Origin of the sequence: Caldalkalibacillus uzonensis (genome assembly GCF_030814135.1) — a bacterium.
Lineage (GTDB): Bacteria > Bacillota > Bacilli > Caldalkalibacillales > Caldalkalibacillaceae > Caldalkalibacillus > Caldalkalibacillus uzonensis.
The window spans coordinates 21,057-46,291 of sequence record NZ_JAUSUQ010000016.1 but is presented as its reverse complement, the minus strand read 5'-3'; the positions used below and the strand labels follow the sequence as shown (position 1 = coordinate 46,291).

Genomic DNA, 25,235 nt, shown 5'->3' with positions numbered 1-25,235 from the left:
GTCTTATAAATTAATGTCCTGAATATGTTGCGGCAATTCCTGTTCAAGATAATGGACAAACTTTTGCCCGGTCAATTGGCTGATCTCGGCAGGTTCCATGTCATCCAGTTCAGCCACATAACGCGCTTCCACTTTAATAATGTGAAAACCGTAATCCGTTTGGACCGGTTTGCCGATTTCACCAATCTCCTGCTCCAGTGTCGCTTGTCGGAACTCAGGCACCCACAGCACGACAGGTGCATCTTCATACAGACCGCCGTTCTCTTTGCTGCCCGGATCTTGGGAATGCTCCCGGGCCAGCTCGGCAAAGTCAGCACCCTGCTCCAGTTCCGTGTACAGATCATACGCTTTTTGTCTGGCTTCCTCTTCACTCAAATCATGCATTGTAGAGATCAAAATGTGGCGCACACTGGCCTTGGTCCGTTCCTCTTCAGTTAATTTCTCCCTGAAATATTGCTGCATCACCGCATAACGGCGCAGGTATTGTTTCACATCATCTTCACTGATGTCTAACGTCTCATAGGCTCGCTCTAATGTTTCCTGATCATAAGCCAGCTGCACATCTTGCCACAGCTGTTCAGCTTCCTTTTCCGCCCAGTCCAGATCGGCTTCCGCCATTTCAGCCATAATCAGCCGCTCAGCTACCATAAACTGGACAAAAGTTTTCCTTATTTCCGGGTCATTAATGTCCGCATGCGGCTGCATAAACGCTTGAATGGCCAGATAGTGAGCCAATTCGTCACCGCGAATTTCTCCTTGATCATAGGTGGCTACCACATGATCCTCAGTTAAACCTTCACGGTCCACTTCCGGAAATTCAATGGTCAGCTGGGCCTGATCAGCGGATTCGTTATTTGTTTCTTCTGTCTCTTCCCGGTTACCGCAGGCGGTCACCGTTAACAGCAAAACAAGACACAGCAAGCCAAAGCGCCGAAGGCGCTTATAGTGCCTGCTTTTCCCCTCTTGGTTCAAGTTGGTTGCTGTGAACATTATTTTCCTCTCCTTTAATCACATGGGCTTCAGCCATTTGGGCCAACAGGTCCAGTGTTAAATCCAGCCATTCGTCTTCGCTCATGCCCTTCACTTTCACCGTGATCCCGATCTGTACATCGGAAATGAGCCCCACTTTGCGTCCATATTGACTGGCCAGTTTAAACAATTGGCCCCCATCTATTTTATCATTTTGGGAGGGATGAAACAGCATCTTCAGCACCTGATCCTTTAACACAACCGTATCAAATTTATATCGTTTGGCATAGGCTTTCAGTTTGGACAGCTTAATTAAGCGGCGGGCAGGGGGAGGCGGAGCGCCAAAACGGTCCATAAATTCCTCTTCCACCTCTTGCACATCTTGTAATGTATTGACTGCTGCCACCCTTTTGTACATTTCAATTTTCTGCTTACCGTCTATGACATAATCTTCGGGAATATAGGCATCGATGTGTATGTCCATCTCCAATTCAACCGGTTCTTCCTGGGGACGCTCTCCTTTCAGTTCCTCGATCGCTTCTTTTAACATTTGAGAATAGAGATCAAAGCCGACGGAATTGATAAAGCCATGTTGTTCAGCGCCCAGCAAGTTGCCCGCTCCCCGGATGGCCAAATCGCGCATGGCGATCTTAAATCCGGAGCCGAGCTCCGTAAACTCCTTGATCGCTTCCAAGCGTTTTTCAGCCACTTCGGACAACACTTTGCCTCGCTGATAGGTAAAGTAAGCGTAAGCAGTGCGATTGGAACGGCCAACACGCCCGCGCAACTGATACAGCTGGGACAGCCCCATCTTATCGGCATCATAGATGATCAGCGTGTTGACATTGGGAATGTCAACCCCTGTCTCAATAATGGTGGTGCTGACCAGGACATCGTATTCCCCATCCAAGAAATCGAGCATAATAGCTTCCAGCTCTGTTTCCTTCATTTGGCCGTGAGCCACTGCTACCCTGGCATCGGGTACCAGGACCCGTATCTCTTCCGCCTTGCGTTCGATCCCCTGCACTTGGTTGTAGACGAAATAGACCTGGCCACCCCGGGCCAGTTCCCGCTCAATGGCCTCGCGTACCAGTGCGCCCTGATACTCAACCACATACGTCTGTACGGGGAAACGGTTTTCCGGAGGAGTTTCAATCACAGACAGATCACGCACCCCCAGCATGGACATGTGCAATGTCCGGGGGATGGGAGTGGCGGTCAAGGTGAGCACATCCACGTTGGCTTTCAGTTGTTTAATTTTCTCCTTATGAGTCACTCCAAAGCGTTGCTCTTCGTCCACGATCAACAAGCCCAAATCTTTAAATTGCACATCTTTAGAAAGCAAACGGTGGGTGCCGATGATGATGTCCACGACACCACTCTTAATTTTTTTTACTGTTTCGTTTTGCTGTTTACGGCTGCGGAAACGGCTCAACACATCAATTTCAACTGGAAAATCATGAAACCGCTCCTTAAAGGTTTCATAATGTTGCTGGGCCAAAATGGTGGTGGGCACCAGAACGGCCACCTGTTTGCCGTCCATCACTGCTTTAAAGGCAGCACGAATGGCCACTTCCGTTTTGCCATAGCCTACGTCACCGCACAAGAGACGATCCATGGGACGAGGCTTTTCCATGTCCTGTTTGATTTCTTCAATGGCCCGCTTTTGATCAGGTGTCTCCTCGTACGGGAACATGGCATCAAATTCACGGTGTATCTCCGTGTCAGGGCTGAAAGCATAACCGGGCGTGGCTTCCCGTTTGGCATACAATTTAAGCAAATGCTCGGCAATATCTTGTACAGAGGAGCGCACACGGCTTTTGACGCGCTTCCACTCATTGCCGCCTAATTTATACAGTTTGGGGGCCTTATCTTCACTGCCCAGATATTTTTGGACCTGGTCAATATTTTCAACCGGAACGTATAATTTGTCATCTCCGGCATATTGAATGTGCAGATAATCCTTGTGAGCACCATTAATTTCCAATGTCTTTAAACCCACATAACGGCCGATCCCGTGGTTGATATGAACCACATAATCCCCTTCATTCAGATCCGTATAACTTTTGATCCGCTCCGCATTGGAAACTTGGGTCTGGGTACGGGACTTTTTCTTTTTCTGCTGGGTAAACAGCTCACCTTCGGTCACCACTGCCAGCCGGTGGGTGGGCAGTTCAAAACCGGACTGAATCCGCCCGACCATCACGACAGGAATCCCCTCCACAAGAGGCGCGTCCTGTTTTAACTTTCTGGCTTCAATCTTGAAGTCATCCAGAATGCGCACCATGCGTTCAGCCCGTTCATGATCCCCGGCCAGAAAAACAATGGTATGTCTGTTCTTTTGCCAGCGGTTAATCTCTGCTTCCAAAACAGGAAACTGGCTGTGAAAATGCTGCATCGGCTTCGACGTAAAATGTACAATATTTTGCGGGCTGGCCTGGGGAATTTGACGTAAGAAGAGCGACAAGTAAATAAGAGGTTTTCTAACCTTTTCCTTCCATTGATCAAAGGAAATAGAGATGGACAGCTCAGGCAAAAATTCCCCGGTATGCATCATCAACGTTTTCCATTCCGTTTCTTCCCGCTGGAAATTGGTCTCTGCCTCCACCAAACGGGTCGGTTCGTCTAAAATGACAACAGACCCTGGTCTAAAATAATCAACCAAGGTTGTACGCTGGCCGTAAAAACAAGACATATATTTATAGATCCCTTGGAACGGGGTTTTTTGGCGCAATTGCTCAATTTCCCAGCCTATGTGCTCGGACAGTTTGGTTTTAACTTCTTCATCTCTCACTTTGGCCAGTTGATCTTTTAAAGCTTCTTCTACTTTTTGGGCCCCGAACTGATAATGCTCTTCGAATAAGATCCACTCCACACTGGGGCCGATGGTGACACTTTGGATGTTTTCTGTGGAACGCTGGGTGTCGATATCAAAGGTACGGATAGAGTCTACTTCCGTATCAAACAACTCAATGCGGACAGGAGCCAAGGCAGGCGGATAAATATCAATAATGCCGCCGCGGATGCTGTACTCCCCCTCTGACTCTACCATTTCCACTCTCTTATACCCCATGACCAATAGCTTTTCCTGCAGCTCTTCTAAGTTAATCTCCTCTCCCCAGGCAATAGAAAGCTGCGCTTTCTTCCACACAGACGGGGGAGGAAGCAAGCGCTTCAAACCGGCTAAGGGGACAATGACGACGACCTTCTCTCCCAAGGCCAGCTTATTTAACACTTCAATCCGCTGCCGTTTAAATTCTGGACTGGCCGTGGCAATTTCGGAGGAGATCAGTTCATTGACAGGATACAGATAAACAGAGTCTGCATCCAGCCACTCTATTAAATCTTCATAGATTTTTTGGGCTTGATGCAAATTGTGTGTGACCACTAATTGCGCTTCATGATTTTCCCGGAACAGGGCACTCATAAACAGGGTTCTTGAAGACCCATTCAACCCGGTAACCAGTTGTTCTTTAATCCCATTTTGGAGGGCGGTCAGCACATGTTGGAAATCAGTTCCCTGGCTAAAAGTCTGAATCAGCTCTTTCATGTTTGCCTCCTCTCCGTTCCTCTAAAAAAACAGAAGCCGGAAAGCCGTTTCAATGATGTATTTTATGCAACAGAAGCCATTCCGGATTTCGTTCAATGGCCTCCTGGCAATATTCACATGTTACTTGGGCTACTATATCACCATTCTCCTGATAAAGCAAGATCTCCTGTTTTTCCTCAGGGCTTAAGGTATGAAATCCCAGCTGCACCTCAGACACATTGGCTTTAATTTCACCTATTTTTATCCCGCAGTGGCGGCATACATAATGGACAGACATCGTCATCCCCCTACAAAACAATGTTAATTCTAGTATGCCTCCACAGCGGACGAAACATTCCTGCTTCAGTGCTACAATTGCCAGAAATTCAGCGCTGTTTTTGATTATATACATTCATCACCCGGGAAAAATCCCCTGTCTCCAAATAATCTCTCGCTGCACTTGCTCCTCTGTCAATAAATTCGGACAGGTGCTCCCGTTCCTGTGGATGAAAGGGACTAAGCACATAATTAACAACATCCCCATCCTCAGGCCGTCCGATGCCCATGCGGATGCGCTTGAAGGTTTGACTGCTTAAATGGTCAATCACAGAACGGACGCCGTTATGTCCCCCATGACCGCCTTTCATTCTTAACTTCATGGTCCCAAAGGGCAAGTCCAAATCGTCATAAATCACCAGCACCTCGTCAGCCTCGCATTGAAAAAAGCGGACCACTTCCGCGACAGCTTCACCGGAGCGGTTCATATAAGTCAAAGGCTTGAACAGCAGTATTGTTTGGCCTCTCACCGAAGTTTCCGCCGCCAGGCCGCGCCACTTCTCCCTGGTGATGGCAACGCCCAGCCTTTCAGCCAAACGGTCCACAGTCAAAAAACCGATATTGTGCCGTGTCTGTTCATATTTGGGACCCGGATTGCCTAAGCCTACTACCAACTTCACACCAAAACCTCCTCTACGTATCTAAGGCGCAACCTTGATGGTTACGCCTTGTTCCCTTCTGTGTATAACGTTTTATTCTTCCGCATCCTCTTGGCGCTCAACCAATTCCGGGGGTTCTTCATTGTCTGTGTTTTTATCCACCGGCCCTTGCTCAGGTGTGGGCGCCGCGACGGAGACAAGCACCGTATCAGGCTCGAGTACCACTGCCACGCCCTCGTCCAACTGAAGATCTCCCACAGTTATACTGTCACCAATATCCAAACCGCCCGCATCCACCTGTATGGATTCAGGAACATTTTGGGGCAAGCACTTCACTTCAATCTCTTGGTATTGCTTTTGCAGGACGCCGCCCTTCTTTTCAGCGGCAGACTCACCAACAATCTCCACCGGGACACTAACCGTCATTTCCTCATCCATTTTAATCTCAAAGAAATCAACGTGCAACAGATCATCTTTGAGAGGATCTACTTGAAGCTCCCCCATCATCACTGTTGGTTTTGCTCCGTCAAGCTCGAGTCTGATCACAGCATTTTTACCATGTTTTTTCAGGAGTTGAACCAGCTCAGTTTCCGGCACCTGAATCGGCTTGCTCCCGATTGTTTTGCCGTATACCACCCCTGGAATCTTCCCAGACTGTCTCAATTTTCTGCGGACAGACTTGCGCAAGTCCTGTCTTTCATCAACACGCAAGGTTAACATGGTTTGGCTCACCTTCCCCTCATAACATTAAACTCATACTTACTATTCCCGTTCTGAAAGGATGCCAAACCTTTGTCCTGCATTTGATGGGGCCTACGCCCCTAATAGGCCTGTATCAGTTAAACAGTTTGCTGACTGACAGCTCTTCATGCACCCGGATAATTGCTTCGCCCATGAGCGGTGCCACGGAGAGCACATGGGTTTTTTCAATTTGCTTTTCCTCGGGAAGAGGGATGGTATCCGTCACCACCAGCTCCTTGATTTTGGAATGTTGGATGCGTTCAATGGCCGGGCCTGAAAGGACCGGATGCGTGCAGCAGGCATACACTTCCTTGGCGCCATTTTCCGCCAAAGCATTGGCAGCCAGGGTAATGGTGCCGGCCGTATCAATAATATCGTCTATCAAAATACACACTTTGTCCTCCACGGCCCCGACAATGTTCATAATTTCGGCGACATTGGGTTTGGGACGGCGCTTGTCAATGATGGCAATCGGCGCCTTCAGACGTTCAGCCAACTTTCTGGCCCGGGTCACACCGCCATGGTCCGGAGAGACGACAACAATGTCTTCCAGGTTTTTGGTCAAAAAATAATCCGCCAAAATGGGTACACCTAACAAGTGGTCAACGGGGATATCAAAGAATCCCTGAATTTGGGTGGCGTGAAGATCCATGGTGATCACCCGTGATGCACCAGCGGTTTCAATCAAATTGGCTACCAGCTTGGCCGTAATGGGGTCTCTGGCCCGGGCCTTGCGGTCTTGGCGTGCATATCCATAGTAGGGGATGACGACGTTGATGCTTTTGGCCGAGGCACGTTTAAGTGCATCCACCATCACCAACAGCTCCATCAAATGTTCATTGACAGGGGCACTGGTGGACTGAATGACAAACACATCTGCGCCACGTACACTTTCATTGATGTGAACTTGAATCTCACCATCGCTGAAACGGGTCACGTTGGCCTTGCCCAAAGGCACGCCAATATGTTCGCAAATCGCTTCAGCCAAACAGGGATTGGCATTACAGGTAAATACTTTCAATTTAGGATCACGATAATGTGGCATTGTTCTGCTTAAACCTCCAACATCCATTTTTTGTCTGCTATCAGCAGGTCTTTAACCATCTTGACGTTGCTTGCCTTGCTTCAGTTTGCGGGCATAATCCTCTTTCACTGTTTGCCTCTCTCGGGCAATAGCCAAGCTGTGGCCCGGGACTGAATGGGTAATGGTTGAGCCTGCAGCAATATAAGCCCCTTCTCCGATGGTAACCGGGGCAACCAGGTTGACATTACACCCTACGAAACTGTCATTCTCCACCACCGTGCGGTGTTTCTGACTGCCGTCATAATTAACGGTGATAGAACCGCAGCCCATATTGACCCTTTCCCCGATATCCGCATCACCCACATAACTTAAATGGGGAATTTTCGCCCCATCTTTTACAACTGAATTTTTAACCTCTACAAAATTGCCGACCCGGCACCCGTTACCTATCGTGGTTCCAGGCCGGATATACGCAAACGGCCCCACTTGGGTTTTTTCACCGATCCGGCTGTCCACCGCCTTGGAGTGAGCGATGGTGGCAGCCTTCCCTACCTCTACATTGGCCAGTTCTGTATAGGGGCCAATCTGGCAATCCTCATCGATCACTGTTCGTCCAGTAAGCACAGTACCCGGATAGATCACTGTATCCTGACCAATGACCACATCGGGACCAATATAAGTCTGCTCAGGATCAATCAGGGTCACGCCCTGGCACATATGCCGTTCATTAATCCTCCGCCGCATGACCTTTTCTGCCTGAGCCAAGGCTACGCGGTCGTTGACACCCATAATCTCTTCTGTATCCCGGGTGATGTAAGCGGCAACTTTTTCCCCTTCCTTCTCCAGCACCTCAATGCAGTCTGTCAGATAATATTCACCCTGTGCATTATCATTCGTTATACGGGATAAGGCATACATTAATTTTTGATTGTCAAAACAATAGATGCCCGTGTTGATTTCTTTCACCTGCTGTTCGGCAGGTGTGGCATCCTTGTGCTCCACAATCTTTGTGACATGTCCCTGTTCATCACGAATAATGCGCCCGTATCCCGCAGGATCATCCACAATAGTCGTCAGGATGCTGACTGCGGCTTGGGCCTGTTCATGCGCTTCTAAAAAGGCTTGCAAGGTTTGAGTGGTGATCAGCGGCGTGTCCCCGCATAACACCAATGTCTGCCCGTGCACTTCCCTCAAGTGAGGTTCAGCCATCAGCACGGCATGACCGGTGCCCAACTGTTCCTCTTGCATCACATATGTATACGCTTCACCCAGCTCCTGCCGGACATGTTCTGCTCCATGGCCCACCACGACATAAATGTTCGCTTTCGCAGCGGTTTGATGCACAGCATCAATCACGTGTTGCACCATGGGTTTGCCGCAAACAGGATGAAGCACCTTGGGCCATTTTGACTTCATCCTGGTTCCTTTTCCCGCAGCTAAAATCACAGCATTGGTCTGGTCCATCATATACCTCCACATACAGAATCGGATCATTTCTGATATTGACTATAGCTTAATCCCATCTCTTTTTCAAGGAATCAAAATATGTAAACATGCCATAAAAAAAGAAGACCTAACTTGACCGTCAGATCTTCATGCCTACAAAACAGGGAAAGCCACCCTGAGCCAACATCATTGGCCAGGTGGCTACAAGGGCAACTTGATCTAGCACCTGCTTTTAGGAAGCACCAGCTTCTAATTCTTCTCTTTCTCCTTGGGCCTCATATTCGGCCAGGACCGCTTTTTGTATTTTTTCACGGGTTGCAGAAGAAATGGGATGGGCGATGTCACGGAATTCACCGTCTGGTGTGCGTTTGGAAGGCATAGCCACAAACATGCCGTTGTTACCATCGATGACCCGGATATCATGAACGACAAATTCGTTATCGATGGTAATGGAGGCAATCGCCCTCATCCGTCCCTCGGTGTGTACCCGCCGCAGTCTGACATCAGTCACTTCCACGAGAAAACACCACCTTTTGCCAAAATGATCATGATTTATGCTTTATCATTTCAACACAGGTGGCAAAATTCCTGCTCATTTCCTTTAAATTTTTTAAATTTTTTTGAGGTAATGATATGCTCCCAGACCCAATCTGTTTCCGCTTTGGGAAACTCCTGTTTGGGGCACGCCTATCTACTTCTCCGGAATGCGGGCCACACACTCAATTTCAACTTTAACATCTTTAGGCAGTCTGGCTACTTCCACACAGGAACGGGCCGGCTGATGATTTCCGAAAACCTGGCCGTACACTTCATTGACTTGGGCAAACTCGTCCATATCCTTAATAAACACCGTTGTTTTAATCACGTCATTCAAGGTGGCGCCGGCTGCCTTCAACACCGCTTCCAAATTGGCCAGCACTTGTCTCGTTTGGGCCTGTACATCACCTTCCACAAGCTTCCCGTCTGGCGTGAGCGGAATTTGGCCTGAGGTAAACACCAGCGAACCAACCTGAATAGCTTGGGAATAAGGTCCGATTGCTCGCGGTGCCTCCTGTGTTTCAACTTTTTTCAATTCGCTCATCTTGCACAACCTCCCTGTTATAATTCATGATCAAAAATACTGCCTAATTGCATGGCAATGGTTCTCTCCTTAATATCCACGTCACCTAAACGTAATAATGAGTAAACATTTTCCACCAGCTTCTCCGTTGTGGCCAAAGATTCCACAAACACACAAGCTCCTGCCACTTCCGCTTCAAACTCCTTCAGCAGATCCATCATCCCCCTAATTGTGCCGCCCGCTTTCATAAAGTCATCCACAATCAAGACTTTGCTGTTTGGTTTCATACTGCGGCGGGCAAGGGACATGGTTTGGATGCGCTTGGTTGAACCGGAGACATAATTAATGCTGACCACTGAACCCTCTGTCACCCGGTGGTCCCGGCGCACAATCACAAAGGGGACATTAAGATACTGGCTGGTGGCATAAGCCAGCGGAATGCCCTTCGTTTCGACGGTGATCACATAATCTACACTGCTATCCCGAAACTGTGAGCTAAAAATTTGGCCGATCCGGTTGACCACTTGGGGTTGGCTCAGATAGTCACTCATATACAGATAACCCCCGGGTAGCAAACGGTCGGGATCTTCCAGCCCTGCTCTTAGTTCTTCCACCCAGCTCTTGATACGCCCTAAATCTACAGCAGGGATATATTTCACCCCTCCAGCCGCACCAGGCACCGTCAGCAACTCACCTAATCCACTCATGTCCATTGTTTCCTTAATGATCTGCAAGTCCTCGCTAATAGAAGATTTGGCTGCTTGGTACCGCTCTTTAAACAGGGTCAAGGGGATGAGCTGATGGGGCCGTCTGATTAAATACTGCATCATATCAGCCAATCTGGCGCTTCGTTTCAGTTTTTTCACCGGAATGCCTCCCAAAACCCGAATATTTGAGGCTAATATACCACTTTTATACGGCTTTAACAAGTTCAGCGGCTTCGCCGGCCAATAACAGGGTGTGTCTTTACGCACCTGTTGAACGAACCATGTAGACATCGTGGCAAAATCCCTTCAACCCGTTGTATATGCGCTGAGCCCGGGATTCTTTTTGCGTCAGAGCGAAAACGGTGGGGCCGCTGCCTGACATGAGCACGCCATCTGCTCCAAACTCAACCATCTTCTGTTTGAGATGCTTGACCACTGGATATTTTTGCAACGTCACCGTTTCCAACACATTGCCCAAACTTTGGACCAGCAAGAGGAAATTTTGTTCCGAGAGAGCCTGGATCATCTGCTTGGCCCGGGGACGCTCACTGACGCGGGACAAATCTAAATGCTGATAGACATGAGCCGTTGACACGCCAATGGGCGGCTTGGCCAACACGACCCAAAACGGCGGCGGCCCGGGCAGAGGTGTAATCTGTTCCCCACGTCCTGTGGCCAAAGCCGTTCCCCCATAGACACAAAAGGAGACATCAGAGCCAATTTCAGCCCCCAAAGCGGCCATTTCTTCCGTACTTAAGCCCAATTGCCACAATTGATTCAACCCTTTTATCGTGGCGGCTGCATCACTTGAGCCCCCCGCCAAACCGGCCGCTACTGGAATATGTTTTTCGATCGCAATGGAAACACCCTGGGCCACGCCAAAGCGCTCTTGCATCAGCTTAGCTGCCTGATAAGCCAGATTGCGTTCATCAGCCGGCACAAAACTGGCTGAGGTTTCCACCACAATATTCCCGTCGTCCCTGGGTTTAAGTTCCAGACGATCGGCCAGATCAATGGTTGTCATCACCATTTCCACTTCGTGATAACCGTCTGTCCGTTTATATAAAACATCTAAGGTCAGGTTAATTTTTGCCGGTGCTTTCATCAACACTGTCATCCATAATCGCTCCAATATCCTTTCTCAGCGTCACCGTTAAACCATTTTATCACGAAGTTCACGTTTTTGCACAGTCAAAAGCCGGGGAGCCTAGCCCCGGCCTGATCGTTTCTATCTTGATGGTCAAGATCCAGTTTGGGTCGCTTTCCTTCTGCTTGCCTATGCCTGATGCAGATTATTTGGACTGTCTGCTTTGAACCAGCTGTTGTTCAGCTATCTCAATGGCCCGTTTGACCATGTTTCCGGCGTCACGGGCACGGATGCCGCCCCAACCTTCCCTTTGGACGACATCGTAAAAGCCCAGCTCTTTGGCTATCTCTTCCTTCAACTGCTCAGACATCACGCCACGGCGTCTCGGCACAGATCATCCCTCCCGGGTGCGATAGAAACGATCGTGTTTAGTATCACCTGCCTGTCGGTAATTATAAGGACAGCTTAATAGCAAATATAAGGCAGCCCAATTTCAAAGCAAAAAAAGACAGTAGACCTGGTCTACTGCTGGTTGTAAGTAATTTTAATCTGCTTGTCATTATCTGCACAGACGGTGAGCTCCACTGTTTCTGTCAGAATGTCGGCGTAACTATAAGAAACACGTTTAAAGGCATGTTGATCTTCGTCCAGTTTTACGATGAAGACGGATGGATATGTCTCTTCAAGCACCCCTGAGCGCTGAATGGTCTTTCTCCGTCCGCCGTTGGCCTTCAGGGTAATGCGTCGACCAATGTATTGGTCAAGATTGCGTTTAATGTCGATTAACGCATTTTTTGCCACATTGACCACCTCACGGATATTATTATACCACGGTGGTCTTGTTTAGTCAAATAAATTGTTAATTATAGCAACTGGACAATTCCTTTGTCAACAACAATTTTATTTCAAATAACCTGTTTAAGTGACCGATCTCGGACAATTCAGGTTTCATAGGCAATTTTGGGCAACCCCTGCCGAAACGTCCCCCGCGTATCAATACCACCCAGCCCGGAGCTTCCGGTCACCGAATACTGTAACACATGTCTTAAATCAATAATGCGGTCGATCGGAGTATAGCATGCCTTTTCCACAATGTAAACGGGATCCAGGCAATGAATATTGACCCGGTCGGGAGAAGACGCATAATTGGCTCCCGCCTCAATCAGTGCTTCAAAATGGGATTGGCATGCACCGGAGAAAATAATCAGATTATCCCGGTTGCGCTCAAATTGCCTGGCCACTTGAACCGCTTGTTTAAAATACTGGGAATGGCGGTAGGCCTTCAACTCATGTTTGTCCCCCCGTGAACGCAGGTAGGCATCGTGCCCCGTAATCACCAGTACATCCGGTTTGACATACGTCAAAAGGGTATAAATACGATCCGGAATTTCCTCTTCAGCCATATGCACGCCGTAAACGGGGATGTCCAGTGCCCGGTATAAAGAAAGACATTTTTTTAAATAATTCGCATCTCCGTCAATGTGCAGGACACGGCCAGGGAGCTTAAACAGGCTATCCCCCATCTCTCTGTTCTCTTTTAATTCTTTCACGGAACTGGACGTTTGTTCTACTTCCCGTTCCCTGACCCGACCCCGAACTTCTTCATCCACGTGAACCAAATCGTCCAGGGGGGCGTCGGCCCACAAACGCATATCAATGCCTTTTAGTTCAGCGATGGTGCCTGTATGATCAATGGAGACGATCCGAAAGTGAACATCAGCTCCATATGATTTGCGCGCAACAATATCACCAACTTGAAATGTCATCCCTACCCCTCCCTGCTCTATCTTATGCCCAGGGGAGAAGAGGGTGCCTATACCGCTCCGTTTTTTTGTTCAGTCAACCAGCGTCTGCAAGCGGTTGGCCAGGCGGGCAAACTCATCAATGGTCAATGTTTCCCCCCGGCGTGTGGGAGCGATCCCCAATTCATCCAACACCTTTAACAGCTCTGTTTTGCGCTTCTTATCGATCAACTGATGCAATAAATTGTTGAGCAACGTTTTGCGCCGCTGATGAAAGCATGCTCTGACGGTTTTAAAAAACAAGGTTTCATCAGCAACTTGCACAGGCGGTTCCGTTCTTAAGGTCAGTTTAACCAGTGCTGAATCCACTTTGGGCTTGGGTACAAAAACGGTTTTAGGCACCACCTTAATCAACTGTGGCTCAGCATAATATTGTACACACACGGTCAGGGAGCCGTAATCTTTGCTCCCAGCCTTAGCGGTAAGACGGTCAGCCACTTCTCTCTGTACCATGAGCACCATATGCTCAAACCTGAGCCCGCTTTCAATAAAATGAAACAAAATCGGCGTCGTAACATAATAAGGCAGATTGGCCACCACCTTAATCTTGCCCATTCCTTCAAAGTAGGTCTCCACAACCTCCTTCAGGTTAACTTTCAATACATCCTGGTGGATAATACGCACATTATCATAAGGTTGCAAAGACTCCTGGAGAATGGGGAGGAGACGCTGGTCAATTTCAAAGGCCACTATACGGCCAGCCTGCTTGGCCAGTTGCTCGGTCAAAGCACCGATCCCCGGACCGACCTCGATCACACCCGTTGTTTCATCCACTTCAGCCGCTTTCACCGCTGTACGGAGAACGTTCGTGTCAATCAAAAAGTTTTGACCCAAGCTTTTTTTAAAGGAAAAACCGTACTTCTCCAGCAGCATTTTGGTTCTTCCTGGACTGGCAATCTCTTTCAAGCCGGGGGCACCTCCTTCAGTACCTGTTGTAAAGCCGCCTCAAATTCAGCCCTGGTGATGGCAAACATATGCAGCCGCTTATAAAATTGTTTGGCATTGCCATAGCCGATTCCTAACTGTTGACCCATTTTTCCCCTCATTACCTTTGCCCTGTTTCCGCCCACCAGACCGGAGGAGACCAGCTGTTCCCAAGAGACTTCGCTCTCTGCCCGTTCCTTGACTCTCCGAGCCTCCTTCAAGGCTTGGCGGATCACCTCCACTTGCGCATGTTCCACCCCGCACTTGCCGCTGGTGGCCAGGGCTTGCTCCCTGGGGATAAACGCATGCCGGCAACCGGGAACAGCCTGGGAGATTTGTTGGCGGATCGCTTCCCCCGGATAGTCCGGGTCGGTCAAAATAATCACGCCACGCCGCTCTTGCGCCAGCCTGATGCGTTCCAGCACCTCTGCATTAAGGGCAGAGCCGCCGGTCTCAATCGTGTCTGCCTCCACGGCCTGCTGAATTTTTATCGTATCATTGCGTCCTTCTACCACAATCACTTCTTTGATTCTCATTCCGTACACTCATTTCTTTTGTTCTCATTCAGTCTAAACAGGCGTTTGCCATTCTCCAGGGTGACGCGGCTGATCTCCTCCACACTGAGCCCCCTCAGCTCGGCCAGCTTTTCAGCCACATAGCGGACATAGCCCGGTTCATTGCGTTTGCCGCGCAAGGGGTGGGGCGCCAGGTAAGGACAGTCTGTTTCAATCAGCAAGCGGTCCAGAGGGACATACTGCGCCACTTCTTTGGGTAATTCAGCATTTTTAAAAGTAAGCGGGCCGCCAAATGAAATATAAAAATTAAGCTCCAAACATTGGCGGGCCAGCTCCTTATCACCGCCAAAACAATGCATGATGCCGCCTACTTCCGCAGCTCCCTCCTCTTTGAGAATGGCCAATACGTCTGCATCAGCTTCCCGGTTATGGATAATGATCGGTTTGTTAACCCGCTTGGCCAGGTCAATCTGTTGGCGGAATACCTCGGCCTGGACATCCCGGGGTGAATTGTCCCAGTAGTAATCCAACCCCATTTCCCCGACTGCGACCACTTTGGGATGGGTACTGGCCAATTGTTCAATGCGCTTGAAAGCGTCATCATCGCAGTCTTTGGCATCATGGGGATGCCAGCCCACAGCGGCATAAATAAAATCATAGGTCTCAGCCAGACGAATGGTGTCTGTCATGGTTTGATGGTTGTAACCCACATTGACGATCAGAGAGACACCCTCTCTTCGAGCCCGTTCAATCACTTCACTCCGGTCCTGATCAAACCGGGCATCATTAATGTGTGCATGTGTATCAAAAAGCATGTTAAACCTCCTTTGAGCCTTTCTTCGGTCTAGAGAGGAAAAAGAGGGTGGCAGACACCCTCTCATATCTGTCTATTTCACTTTGGCACCGTTGGGGAGGTCTTGATCAATGGTCACCAACTGCAGCTGGCCGCCTTCCTCTCCTGCCAGAATCATGCCTTCAGATCGCTCACCACGTAAGGTCACCGGTTTTAAATTGGTGACGCACACCACTTTTTTGCCGATCAGCTCCTCCGGCTGGTAATGCTGGGCGATGCCGGAAACCACCTGTCGCTGTTCTGTCCCCAGATCCAACTGCAGTTTAAGCAGTTTATCTGCTTTCTTAATTTTTTCGGCTTGAATCACTTCCGCCACGCGCAACTCCACTTTAGCAAATTCGTCAATGGTGATTTGCGGGGTCTTTTCTTCCTGTTGACGCCCTTGTTTGTCCTGTTCGTTATCCGAGGCGCTTCTTGCCTGTTCATCCTGCGTTAAGGCTCCCATTTCTTTTAAGATATAATGAACCTCTTCTTTGACATCCACGCGGGGGAAAATTGGCTTGTCCGGCTGGACTTTGATCCCTGAGGGTAACAAGCCGAACTGATTCAGGCTATCCCAAGTGGTCAACTCTCCCTCTTGGATACCCAATTGCTTCCAAATCATGGCTGGTGTGCGCGTCATAAACGGCTGGATCAAAATAGAGATGTGACGCAGCGCTTCAGCCAAATGATACAGAACAGAGCCAAGCTGCCCTTTTTTGGTTTCATCCTTGGCTAACACCCACGGCTCTGTTTCATCGATATACTTGTTGGTGCGGCCAATCAGTTGCCAAATGGCCGACAGAGCTACGGAAAATTCCATATTGTCCATCGCTTCTTCCACTTTGGCCACTGTTTCCTTAGCCTTCTCTGCCAACGACTGATCATAGGGCGTTGCTCCTGCAACATAAGCTGGAATGGCACCGTCAAAGTACTTGTTAATCATGGCCACGGTACGGTTTAACAGATTACCCAAGTCATTGGCCAGATCATGATTCATCCGCTCCACAAAACTTTCCGGTGTAAACACCCCGTCTGAACCGAAGGGCACTTCCCGCAGCAAATAATAGCGCAATGGATCCACACCATAACGTTTAATCAGCGAAACGGGATCGACCACATTGCCTTTTGACTTGGACATTTTGCCATCTTTCATCAGCAGCCAGCCATGTCCAAACACCTTTTTAGGCAACGGCAGATCCAAAGCCATCAGCATGATCGGCCAGTAGATGGTATGGAAGCGGACAATCTCTTTGCCCACAATGTGTACATCGGCCGGCCAGTATTTGTCAAATTTGCGCCCAAGTGCCTCATCCTCTGCCCCGTAACCAAGAGCCGTAATATAGTTGGTTAATGCATCAATCCACACATAAATGACATGTTCAGGATCGTTGGGGACTTTAATGCCCCACTCAAAAGTAGTACGAGAGACACACAAATCCTCCAACCCCGGCTTGATAAAATTGTTAATCATCTCGTTCTTCCGTGAAACCGGTTGGATAAAATCTGGATTTTCCTCGTAATACTTCAACAGCCGGTCCGCATACTTACTCATGCGGAAGAAGTAGCTTTTCTCCCGTACCAGCTCCACCGGCCGGCCGCAGTCCGGACAGTGTCCGTCCTCCGCTTGCCGTTCGGTCCAGAAGGACTCGCAGGGCGTACAATACAGTCCCTCATACTCATCCAAATAAATATCTCCCTGATCCACGAGGCGCTGAAAAATCTTCTGTACGACACGCTTGTGCCGCTCTTCGGTTGTACGGATAAAATCGTCATAAGAAATGTCCAGCTGTTGCCACAAATCCTTAATCCCTGCCACAATCTCGTCAACAAAGGCTTGGGGCGAAACACCTTTCTCCCGTGCTTTGCGCTCAATCTTTTGCCCGTGCTCATCAGTCCCGGTCAGATACATGACATCATATCCCCTCAGCCGCTTGTACCGGGCTAAGGCATCGGCTGCCACCGTGGTATAGGCATGGCCGATATGCAACTTGTCAGATGGATAATAAATAGGGGTTGTCAAATAAAAAGTCTTGTTTTGCTTACTCACAGTAAAGACCTCCTTGTTCCAGCTCGTACTTTAAAACCTGCTCGTCCAACCAGCAATTAATGGAGTCCAACTATCGACAAATAAAAAACCCCCATCCCCAAAGGGACGGGAGTCACCCGCGGTACCACCCTTTTTCCCTGCTTTCTCGCAAAAGCAGGCTCAGCCAGTCTAGGACTGTCCCCTTAACGCGGGGCAACGTAACACCCTCAGGACTTCATCCACAACACTCAACCCTCGGATATTAGCTCTCCCAGACCATCTTCCATGCCCCATTTATACCGGTTTTCAGCTCCCCCGGCTCTCTGTGATAAATGGCTGGCATGTACTCATCTGTTCATTGAGACCAACATGATTCACTTGCAAAATAATACCAGTCTGCTATGTCGTTTCCTTGTTTTGCCTAGAATATACCTAACATGCTCATTTTTGTCAAGCAGGCAAACATAAAGCGCTTACATCACCGGAATAATTGTCGAATAATCGTATTTTTTGTTGAAAAACCTCTTTTTTTGTAAAAAAAGTGATTGACTTGTTCCTCTAATATTGGTATTATGTGGCTAAGACATTCAGGATAGTTGACATTGCTTATGGTTTTTTTTAAAAATTTCTAAAATGAGGAGAGGGGATTAGAGTATGTTAAAAAGCACAGGCATTGTCCGCAAAGTGGACGAGCTGGGGAGGGTAGTGATTCCGATTGAACTTCGCCGCACATTAGGCATCGCCGAAAAAGATGCCCTTGAAATTTATGTAGATGGGGAAAAAATTATCCTTAGAAAGTATGAACCTCGCATGGCCTGTATGGTTACCGGACAAATCAGTGAAGACAACCTGGTGCTCAATGATGGCAAAATGGTTCTAAGTCCTGAGGCAGTACGCCAGCTGTTGCCCGTATTTGAAGAATATCTGAAAAAACAGGAAACAAAATAAGCGGCAGATACTAAAAAACCATGTTAGCGTGGCATCACACGTCAACATGGTTTTTTTGCTTTTTATTCCCCTCTTTCAAGAGACGGCCCCAAACCATGATAAAGCTGATAAACCTCCCGCTTGGGAAGATCCCGTTCTTTGGCTGTTTGCTTAATAGCCGCCTTAGGAGTAAATCCTTGGTCAATATAGTGCTCTACATGCTCCGTGACGGTTTTGTTTTCCCACCATGGGGCAGCTTCTTGGACATCAATAGCTTGCAGCTGTTCCTCCTTCGCCTTGTCTACGATGAGCGTGAATTCTCCCCGCACCTCTTTCTCTTGTGCCCAGTGGCACAGTTCGCCGAGAGTTCCCCGGACATATTCTTCGAAGCGTTTGGAGAGCTCCCGGACCAACACAGCTTGGCGGTCACCCAACATTTCCACCATATCTCCCAAAGTCTCTTGCAGCCGATGGGGAGCTTCATAGAAGATGAGTGTGTAGGGCAGAGCAGAAAGCGCGGTTAACTGTTCCCGGCGCACTTTGGACTTACGGTCCAAAAAACCGTAGAACAAAAAACGGCGGGTGGACAAACCTGAGGCGACCAGGCCAGTAAGACCGGCAGTGGCGCCAGGCAGGCTGACCACCGGGATCTGTTCCTCCACGGCTTGTTGCACAAGATCCTGTCCGGGGTCTGAAATAGCCGGCATCCCGGCGTCAGTAACCAGGGCAATGCGTTTGCCTTGCTTTAAATCTTCTAGGAGGCGGGGGGCTTTGTGATGTTTGTTATGTTCATGATAAGGGGTCAGTGTCTGCTCAATCTGAAAATGCTGGAGCAGCTTACGCGTCCGGCGCGTATCTTCACAAGCAATGTAATCTACGGTTTTCAGGGTTTCCAAAGCCCGCAAGGTGATGTCTTCCAAGTTACCGATGGGAGTCGGTACCAGATATAATACTCCCTTGTCCTGGTCTTCGTAGCTGAGTTGGGACCACATCATGGCATACGTCCTTTCAAAGCAATGTCTCCTCACCAAAATAGATCCTTTTCATTTGGGGAGTATATTCATTGTCAGCCGTATAAGCGATTAAAGGTGGAAGCAAGCGCAAGTCGGGCTGCCCGTCTTTCATCCCTTCCACCAATACCATGTTGGCCGGTTTGTCCGCCTTGGGATGCACCAGGCACATGCGTTTCGGCTCCAAACGGTAGCGCCGCAGTAAAGTTAAGATATCCGCCAAGCGGCTGGGACGGTGCACAAGGGCCAAGCGCCCTTTGGGCTTTAACAAAGCGGCCGATACAGACAAAATATCTTCCAGGGTACAGTATAGTTCATGTCTGGCGATGGCGTAATGTTCGTTGACGTTTGTCTGACCGGTGTGGGCAGGAAGATAAGGGGGATTGCAGGTGACCACATCGTAGCTGCCCAGCTCAAAGCGGGCCTGTGCCTCTCTTAAATCCTGGTGATGGATGGTGATTTGCTTCTCTTTGTGGTTTAAGCGGACACTGCGCACGGCCATATCATACAGGCGTTCCTGAATTTCAATACCTTCAATGGCCGCTTGGGTCCGCGTGCTTAACATCAGAGCCACAGCTCCGTTTCCTGTACACAGATCCATCACTTTTCCTTTTTTGAGCGGCAGATAGGCAAATTGGGCCAACAAAACGGCATCCATAGAAAACGAAAATACAGTTTGGCTTTGGATGATTTTTAAATGATTCAGTGGTAAGAAATCCAAGCGCTCGTCGTCTGCTAAATGAACCATTAGGCCTCGTTCCTTTTCACTGTCTCGGGCTCATTGTTTCCCAGATTATGGGTTGCACATGCTCTCAAAAAAAGAGTCTGCTCCTCAGACTCTCCTACTTCTTGAGGAAGGATAAACAAAACATGCAATCATCCCCTTCTTTACGCAGGGTGCCAAATTGCAAATTGCAAATATGAAATCCTTCCTGGTATAACCTGGCCAAATTATCGTACCCCTCCCCAACCGGCTTTCTCTTTTTCGTTCCCTGTTTGTCTTGTTCCGGGTAGGAAGTATGAGCCTCCTCAGCCAGCTTATGCTCCAACCGCTGGCGAAGCTTCTCGTTTTCCACGATCAGACCATGATTCTCTTCGACAAGGTGGGCAATATGAGCCTTGACTGCTTCCAGCTCCTCTACCATCTTGCCCAACTGTTGTTCAAGTTGAGAGACATGCTCAAACAACTTCTGTTTATGCTGATCCACATCCTCCACCCCCATCAGCCCTTCCTGCTCAGATCATACTATACTGGGCCTAGCTTGGCGCACCTTCTGCCTGGGAAGGGAGCGCCTTCTGTTGAGACTGATGGTCAATGAGCTCATCTAGGGCAAATTCAACCACGCGCTCCGTTTCCTTTAGTTCGACCTGAATGAGTTTTTCCAGGATATTTAAACCTACAACACGGCCAGCTCCAAGGGGGGTGAACGCTTCCTCCCCAATATCCGGAAGTTCTTTAATGGCCGACTCATACTGGTCGTTCTCATATTTCAAACAGCACATCAACCGTCCGCACAATCCGGATATTTTAGCAGGATTAAGAGACAAATTTTGTTCTTTGGCCATTTTAATGGAGACGGGTTCAAAATCCCCCAGAAAAGAGGAGCAGCATAAAATGCGTCCGCAAGGGCCTATGCCGCCAAGCATTTTGGCTTCGTCCCTGACCCCGATTTGCCTCAATTCAATGCGTGTTCTGAAGATGGCCGCCAAATCTTTCACCAGTTCGCGGAAGTCGACCCGCCCATCTGCTGTAAAATAAAAGATCACCTTGTTGCGGTCAAATGTATATTCCACATCGACCAGCTTCATCTCCAACCCATGCTCGGCGATCTTCTCTAAACAAATATCATATGCTTCTTCAGCGGCCGCTTTATTTTTATCCACTTGCAGCTTATCCTCGGCTGTTGCCACGCGGATCACCTTTTTCAAGGGTAAAACAACGTCTTCTTCTCCCACTTCTTTAATGGAAGTGACCACTTTGCCGTACTCAATCCCGCGGGACGTTTCCACAATGACAAATTGATCCTTCTTAATGTCAAGATCTCCCGGATCAAAATAGTATATTTTTCCAGCCTTTTTAAAGCGAACCCCTACCACCTTGTACATCTTTACCCCTCCTGAAGACGAAGCACTAACTGTTCCAATAGCAACTGTGGATGCACATGGGCCTTAAGCCGGCGTTTGGCTTCCAAAATGTGTTCCATGGCCGTCGCTATCTTCACTCGGGATAGGCTTAGTCCTTGTTCGCGCAAGCGCTCGCGCTGATCGATATAGACGATTTTTTCTTCCATATCCAGCTTTATATATAATAAATCGCGATACCAAAACAACATCAAATCAAGGCCTATATCCGTTTGTTCTTTTTCTTTGGCCACTTTAAGCCAGGTGTCTTGAATATGGTACATGGCACGGGGCCGTCCCCGCACACAATCTTCTATTAATTGTAGCACTACTCGTTTTAACTCTGCAAACCACTCTAATTGGCAAAGGGATGTAGCTTCTTCCAAATCTGCTGTTAAATGGGAAACTAGCGTGGCCTGTGCTTCTCCAACTTGCTGGGTCAGCACCTGTTTTAGCTGCTCCGGTGTAGGGGGTTGGAAAATAAGTTCTTGACAGCGTGAACGAATGGTGGGCAGTATCAATTCCCGGTCTTCTGCCAAGAGTAAGATGATGGTACCCGGCTGGGGTTCTTCCATAAACTTGAGCAAACTGTTGGCCGCCTGAGGGGTCAGGGTATCAGCACGGTCTATAATCAGTACCCGCCACTCTGTCTCCGCCCGTCGGTAGGTAAATGTTTTTTGCATCTCACGCACTTGGTCAATTTTGATGGATTGACCTTCAGGTTGAATCCAGCGTACATCCGGGTGGTTGTGATGGGCGATACGCAGGCAAGCTGAACAGCGGCCGCACGGGGGATGATCTCTTTCACTACACAGCAGGCGCTGGGCAAACTTTGTCGCCAGCTGCCGTTTGCCCGACCCTTTTTGGCCGATAAACAAATAGGCATGGGCCAAGCGGTTTTTAGCAAGCACTGTTTCAATAAAACGGCGAATTCTAGGTTGCAGGTCAATGATTGTCTCCACTCTGATCACACCTTACAACTGTTCAACTTAAAACTGCTCAAATTGTTCAACGGGGACAACAAAAACAGTGGCACCCCCCACCTGTATCTCCACAGGGTAGGGCACATAGGAGTCCGCATTGCCTCCCATCGGTGAAACAGGGGCGACCAGCTGTTCCCGGGCTTTACAATTACTTTTAATGATCTCCAGAACCCCACTTACTTTTTCATCTTCCACTCCGATTAAAAACGTGGTGTTCCCCGCCTTGAGAAACCCTCCCGTGCTGGCTAGCTTGGTGGCGCGAAAGTCGGCTTTAACCAGCGCATGGGACAAGCGATTAGAGTCCTTGTCCTGAACAACGGCAATGATCAATTTCATTGTGCTCAACCTCCTTACAATCTCGGCCATACCTGGATATCCATGAAGTCAGAAACCTTTCGTTCTAACGATCATTTTCCTCCTTGACATGGAGCAATGCCCTGACCTCCCGTAATATCTGCTGATGGATCACCTCGACCGGCTGACTGGCATCGATGAGACTGATGCGCGCTTCTTGTTCGGCCAGCTGGAGAAATCCCTGGCGGACACGTTCATGATAAGCCAAATCTTTTTGTTCAATCCGGTCCAGTCCCTGTTTAAACTCAGCTTGCTTCCGTTCAACGAGCCGGCGGCGTCCTTCTTCAGCAGAAATATCTAACAGGAAGGTTTTATGAGGCAGCAAACCCTGTGTGGCAAATTGGTTAATGGCTCTCACTTGCGCTTCTCCAATCTCCAGACCATACCCCTGATAGGCAATGCTGGCATCCACAAAGCGGTCACAGAGCACGATTTTGCCTTGTTCCAGTGCAGGGTTAATTTTCTCCAGTACATGTTGGGCCCGTGAAGCGGCATACAGCAGCACTTCCGTGGGGGCGTGCATGGATTGATGCTCTGGATCTAGGATAATAGCACGAATGCGGTCACTGATCACTGTCCCTCCCGGTTCCCGGGTCACTATACAATCGTAGCCGCTTGCTTTTAATGCTTCAGCCAGCAGTTTTAACTGTGTTGTTTTTCCTGCACCATCCGGTCCTTCAAAGGTGATAAATAAGCCTGCCACAGATCATGTTCCTTTCTCCATTAAAGGGTTTGATACTATCATAATCAGAAACTGAGCGATTGTATAGTCTTAAATTGCACTCTTTTTAACCACTGAAACTTGCAGCCTCCCCGCCCCTTGTTTGCCCGGGAAATAAACCCCTGCCTGCTGCAGTTCGGAAATGGCGGAGATATGCCCTTGGCTAATGGTTTCCCCAGGAATTAAGAGCGGAATTCCGGGAGGATAAGGGGTAATCATCTCTGCCGCCTGCCGTCCGATCGCCTGTGACAAAGGCACCTGTTCCTTTTCCTTGGCCCGGTATACTTTCATGGCCACCGGAACAGGTTGAACCTGGGGCCACATGTTTGCTTTGCCACTGTCCGTGCCTGCATGACCTTCCCGGTGACCATAGGCGGCAGAAATAGCGGATAACGCTTTAAGCAGGCGGTCATCCCACTCGGGATTGGGAACCAAAGACATCGTTAAACAAACGTTACAAGGATCGGCCAGTTCAACCTCTATCCCATGCTGCCGGAGGGCTTGTTGGAGCTCGTAACCGTTCATGGAAAACGTGGGTTGTAAAACCAGCTTAAACGGGTCCCGCTCCTTGGGAGATCCCTCACTGACCTTATAACTGCCCGATGCGCCAATCTCCTCACGCAAGTGCTGCACAGCGGCCAGTGCTTTTTCCCAATCGCTATGGGTCATCCGGCTTAAAAACATACGAGCCAGATCGAGGGAAGCCATCAGGGGGTAAGAGGGGCTTGAGGATTGCAGTCGATGCAAGTAATCTTCCACATCTTCAACCGGTACGCGCCCGCGGCGGATATGTAACATGGAGGTCATTGTCATGGAGCCTAACATCTTATGGGTGGATTGGACACTGATATCTGCCCCAAGCGCTAAGGCAGACGGAGGAACACCCTTATGTTGCCCAAAATGGGCCCCATGGGCTTCATCCACCAATATCATTAACCCATGTTGACGGGCAATGCGCACAATTGTTTCAAACTGGCCAGCTCCAGCCCAGCCATAATAGGTGGGATAGGTTAATATACAGGCTTTCGCTTGGGGATAGCGGCGTAAAACATGCTCAAAATGGTCGGGGTTGATCCCTTGTGCCACCTGAAAACGGGAACACACTTCAGGCTGCAGGGGAACACACTGGGCTTCGGCCAGACTCAGTCCGTGGAAAACAGACTGATGGCTGTTACGTTGAACCAACACCACATCTCCCTTATCAATACAGCCTAAAATCATGGCCAGATTGCCCACAGTGCTGCCACCCACCAGGAAATAAGTGAGATCAGACCCAAACTGGCGGGCGGCCATTTCTTGGGCCTGTTTGATCACTCCGTGGGGATCATGCAGGTTGTCCAGCCCTTCCAACTCTGTTAAATCGATGTTTAAAACAGCATTGTAAACATCTCGTCCTTCCGCAGGAAAAACATGTCCGCCCTTATGTCCGGGAACATGATATCTTGCCTCATCTTTTTTCACTTTTTCCATCAAGGCCTGAAACAATACTGCTTGGTTAAGCTTGGTCATACTGGGCTCT

General features: G+C 48.9%; 27 protein-coding genes and 1 other annotated feature. Of the genes, 1 reads left to right on the top strand and 26 read right to left on the bottom strand.

The window, feature by feature from the left end; translation table 11 throughout:
• Positions 1-3: 3 nt before the first annotated feature.
• From J2S00_RS16985 to metG, 18 genes are all read right to left on the bottom strand, one after another.
• Positions 4-990: a peptidylprolyl isomerase gene (locus J2S00_RS16985; protein ID WP_307342605.1), complete on the bottom strand. Its 987-nt coding sequence runs from the start codon at positions 988-990 to the stop codon at positions 4-6.
• Complete coding sequence (gene mfd, locus J2S00_RS16980) at positions 941-4,519, bottom strand: transcription-repair coupling factor (protein WP_307342603.1); 3,579 nt, start codon at positions 4,517-4,519, stop codon at positions 941-943. Before mfd ends, J2S00_RS16985 begins: the two co-directional genes overlap by 50 nt.
• A gap of 49 nt (positions 4,520-4,568) precedes the next feature.
• A complete protein-coding gene (locus tag J2S00_RS16975) occupies positions 4,569-4,796 on the bottom strand; it encodes an anti-sigma-F factor Fin family protein (protein WP_307342600.1) in 228 nt (75 codons plus the stop codon).
• Positions 4,797-4,884: 88 nt separating this feature from the next.
• Positions 4,885-5,454, bottom strand: a complete 570-nt coding sequence (gene pth, locus J2S00_RS16970; protein WP_307342597.1) for an aminoacyl-tRNA hydrolase — start codon at positions 5,452-5,454, stop codon at positions 4,885-4,887.
• Positions 5,455-5,526: 72 nt separating this feature from the next.
• On the bottom strand, positions 5,527-6,165 hold the full coding sequence (locus tag J2S00_RS16965; protein ID WP_307342594.1) for a 50S ribosomal protein L25/general stress protein Ctc: 639 nt from the start codon (positions 6,163-6,165) through the stop codon (positions 5,527-5,529).
• A gap of 103 nt (positions 6,166-6,268) precedes the next feature.
• The gene (locus J2S00_RS16960) at positions 6,269-7,219 is read right to left on the bottom strand and encodes a ribose-phosphate diphosphokinase (RefSeq protein ID WP_307342591.1); all 951 of its coding nucleotides are present in this window, start codon (positions 7,217-7,219) and stop codon (positions 6,269-6,271) included.
• Between the two features lie 51 nt (positions 7,220-7,270).
• Positions 7,271-8,662: a bifunctional UDP-N-acetylglucosamine diphosphorylase/glucosamine-1-phosphate N-acetyltransferase GlmU gene (gene glmU, locus J2S00_RS16955; protein WP_307342587.1), complete on the bottom strand. Its 1,392-nt coding sequence runs from the start codon at positions 8,660-8,662 to the stop codon at positions 7,271-7,273.
• A gap of 214 nt (positions 8,663-8,876) precedes the next feature.
• Positions 8,877-9,161, bottom strand: a complete 285-nt coding sequence (spoVG, locus tag J2S00_RS16950; RefSeq protein WP_307342585.1) for a septation regulator SpoVG — start codon at positions 9,159-9,161, stop codon at positions 8,877-8,879.
• 174 nt (positions 9,162-9,335) lie between these two features.
• The gene (locus tag J2S00_RS16945) at positions 9,336-9,716 is read right to left on the bottom strand and encodes a RidA family protein (protein ID WP_307342696.1); all 381 of its coding nucleotides are present in this window, start codon (positions 9,714-9,716) and stop codon (positions 9,336-9,338) included.
• A 26-nt stretch (positions 9,717-9,742) separates the two neighbouring features.
• A complete protein-coding gene (gene purR, locus J2S00_RS16940; protein WP_307342582.1) occupies positions 9,743-10,570 on the bottom strand; it encodes a pur operon repressor in 828 nt (275 codons plus the stop codon).
• A gap of 100 nt (positions 10,571-10,670) precedes the next feature.
• Entirely contained in the window at positions 10,671-11,528 is an 858-nt protein-coding gene (gene ispE / locus J2S00_RS16935; protein WP_307342580.1) for a 4-(cytidine 5'-diphospho)-2-C-methyl-D-erythritol kinase, read from the bottom strand.
• A gap of 175 nt (positions 11,529-11,703) precedes the next feature.
• A complete protein-coding gene (locus tag J2S00_RS16930; protein WP_307342577.1) occupies positions 11,704-11,889 on the bottom strand; it encodes a small, acid-soluble spore protein, alpha/beta type in 186 nt (61 codons plus the stop codon).
• Positions 11,890-12,020: 131 nt separating this feature from the next.
• Positions 12,021-12,299: a biofilm formation stimulator Veg gene (veg, locus tag J2S00_RS16925; protein ID WP_307342573.1), complete on the bottom strand. Its 279-nt coding sequence runs from the start codon at positions 12,297-12,299 to the stop codon at positions 12,021-12,023.
• Between the two features lie 140 nt (positions 12,300-12,439).
• Complete coding sequence (gene yabG / locus J2S00_RS16920; protein WP_307342570.1) at positions 12,440-13,264, bottom strand: sporulation peptidase YabG; 825 nt, start codon at positions 13,262-13,264, stop codon at positions 12,440-12,442.
• A gap of 69 nt (positions 13,265-13,333) precedes the next feature.
• Positions 13,334-14,173: a 16S rRNA (adenine(1518)-N(6)/adenine(1519)-N(6))-dimethyltransferase RsmA gene (rsmA, locus tag J2S00_RS16915; protein ID WP_307342693.1), complete on the bottom strand. Its 840-nt coding sequence runs from the start codon at positions 14,171-14,173 to the stop codon at positions 13,334-13,336.
• Between the two features lie 29 nt (positions 14,174-14,202).
• A complete protein-coding gene (gene rnmV / locus J2S00_RS16910; protein WP_307342567.1) occupies positions 14,203-14,760 on the bottom strand; it encodes a ribonuclease M5 in 558 nt (185 codons plus the stop codon).
• Positions 14,757-15,554, bottom strand: a complete 798-nt coding sequence (locus J2S00_RS16905) for a TatD family hydrolase (protein WP_307342564.1) — start codon at positions 15,552-15,554, stop codon at positions 14,757-14,759. The genes rnmV and J2S00_RS16905 overlap by 4 nt, the downstream gene beginning before the upstream one ends.
• A gap of 72 nt (positions 15,555-15,626) precedes the next feature.
• Positions 15,627-17,621 (bottom strand): methionine--tRNA ligase, encoded by a 1,995-nt coding sequence (gene metG, locus J2S00_RS16900; protein WP_307342561.1) that lies wholly within the window; start codon positions 17,619-17,621, stop codon positions 15,627-15,629.
• Between the two features lie 98 nt (positions 17,622-17,719).
• Positions 17,720-17,968, bottom strand: a binding site (T-box leader).
• A gap of 286 nt (positions 17,969-18,254) precedes the next feature.
• On the opposite strand from metG, the gene abrB reads away from it, so the two are divergent.
• Entirely contained in the window at positions 18,255-18,548 is a 294-nt protein-coding gene (gene abrB / locus J2S00_RS16895) for a transition state genes transcriptional regulator AbrB (RefSeq protein WP_307342558.1), read from the top strand.
• A gap of 62 nt (positions 18,549-18,610) precedes the next feature.
• Here the strand turns inward: abrB and rsmI are convergent, their stop codons facing one another.
• The 8 genes from rsmI to J2S00_RS16855 all read right to left on the bottom strand — a co-directional run bounded on the left by rsmI (position 18,611) and on the right by J2S00_RS16855 (position 25,225).
• Positions 18,611-19,519, bottom strand: coding sequence for a 16S rRNA (cytidine(1402)-2'-O)-methyltransferase (rsmI, locus tag J2S00_RS16890; protein WP_307342690.1), 909 nt, complete (start codon positions 19,517-19,519; stop codon positions 18,611-18,613).
• Between the two features lie 16 nt (positions 19,520-19,535).
• Entirely contained in the window at positions 19,536-20,285 is a 750-nt protein-coding gene (locus J2S00_RS16885; protein ID WP_307342556.1) for a tRNA1(Val) (adenine(37)-N6)-methyltransferase, read from the bottom strand.
• 94 nt (positions 20,286-20,379) lie between these two features.
• A complete protein-coding gene (gene yabA, locus J2S00_RS16880) occupies positions 20,380-20,760 on the bottom strand; it encodes a DNA replication initiation control protein YabA (protein WP_307342553.1) in 381 nt (126 codons plus the stop codon).
• A 34-nt stretch (positions 20,761-20,794) separates the two neighbouring features.
• Positions 20,795-21,643 (bottom strand): PSP1 domain-containing protein, encoded by an 849-nt coding sequence (locus tag J2S00_RS16875; RefSeq protein ID WP_307342549.1) that lies wholly within the window; start codon positions 21,641-21,643, stop codon positions 20,795-20,797.
• 2 nt (positions 21,644-21,645) lie between these two features.
• A complete protein-coding gene (gene holB / locus J2S00_RS16870; RefSeq protein WP_307342546.1) occupies positions 21,646-22,620 on the bottom strand; it encodes a DNA polymerase III subunit delta' in 975 nt (324 codons plus the stop codon).
• A gap of 27 nt (positions 22,621-22,647) precedes the next feature.
• Complete coding sequence (gene darA, locus J2S00_RS16865; RefSeq protein WP_307342543.1) at positions 22,648-22,977, bottom strand: cyclic di-AMP receptor DarA; 330 nt, start codon at positions 22,975-22,977, stop codon at positions 22,648-22,650.
• 64 nt (positions 22,978-23,041) lie between these two features.
• Entirely contained in the window at positions 23,042-23,698 is a 657-nt protein-coding gene (gene tmk / locus J2S00_RS16860) for a dTMP kinase (protein WP_307342540.1), read from the bottom strand.
• A 69-nt stretch (positions 23,699-23,767) separates the two neighbouring features.
• Complete coding sequence (locus tag J2S00_RS16855) at positions 23,768-25,225, bottom strand: aminotransferase class I/II-fold pyridoxal phosphate-dependent enzyme (RefSeq protein WP_307342537.1); 1,458 nt, start codon at positions 25,223-25,225, stop codon at positions 23,768-23,770.
• Between the last annotated feature and the right edge of the window lie 10 nt (positions 25,226-25,235).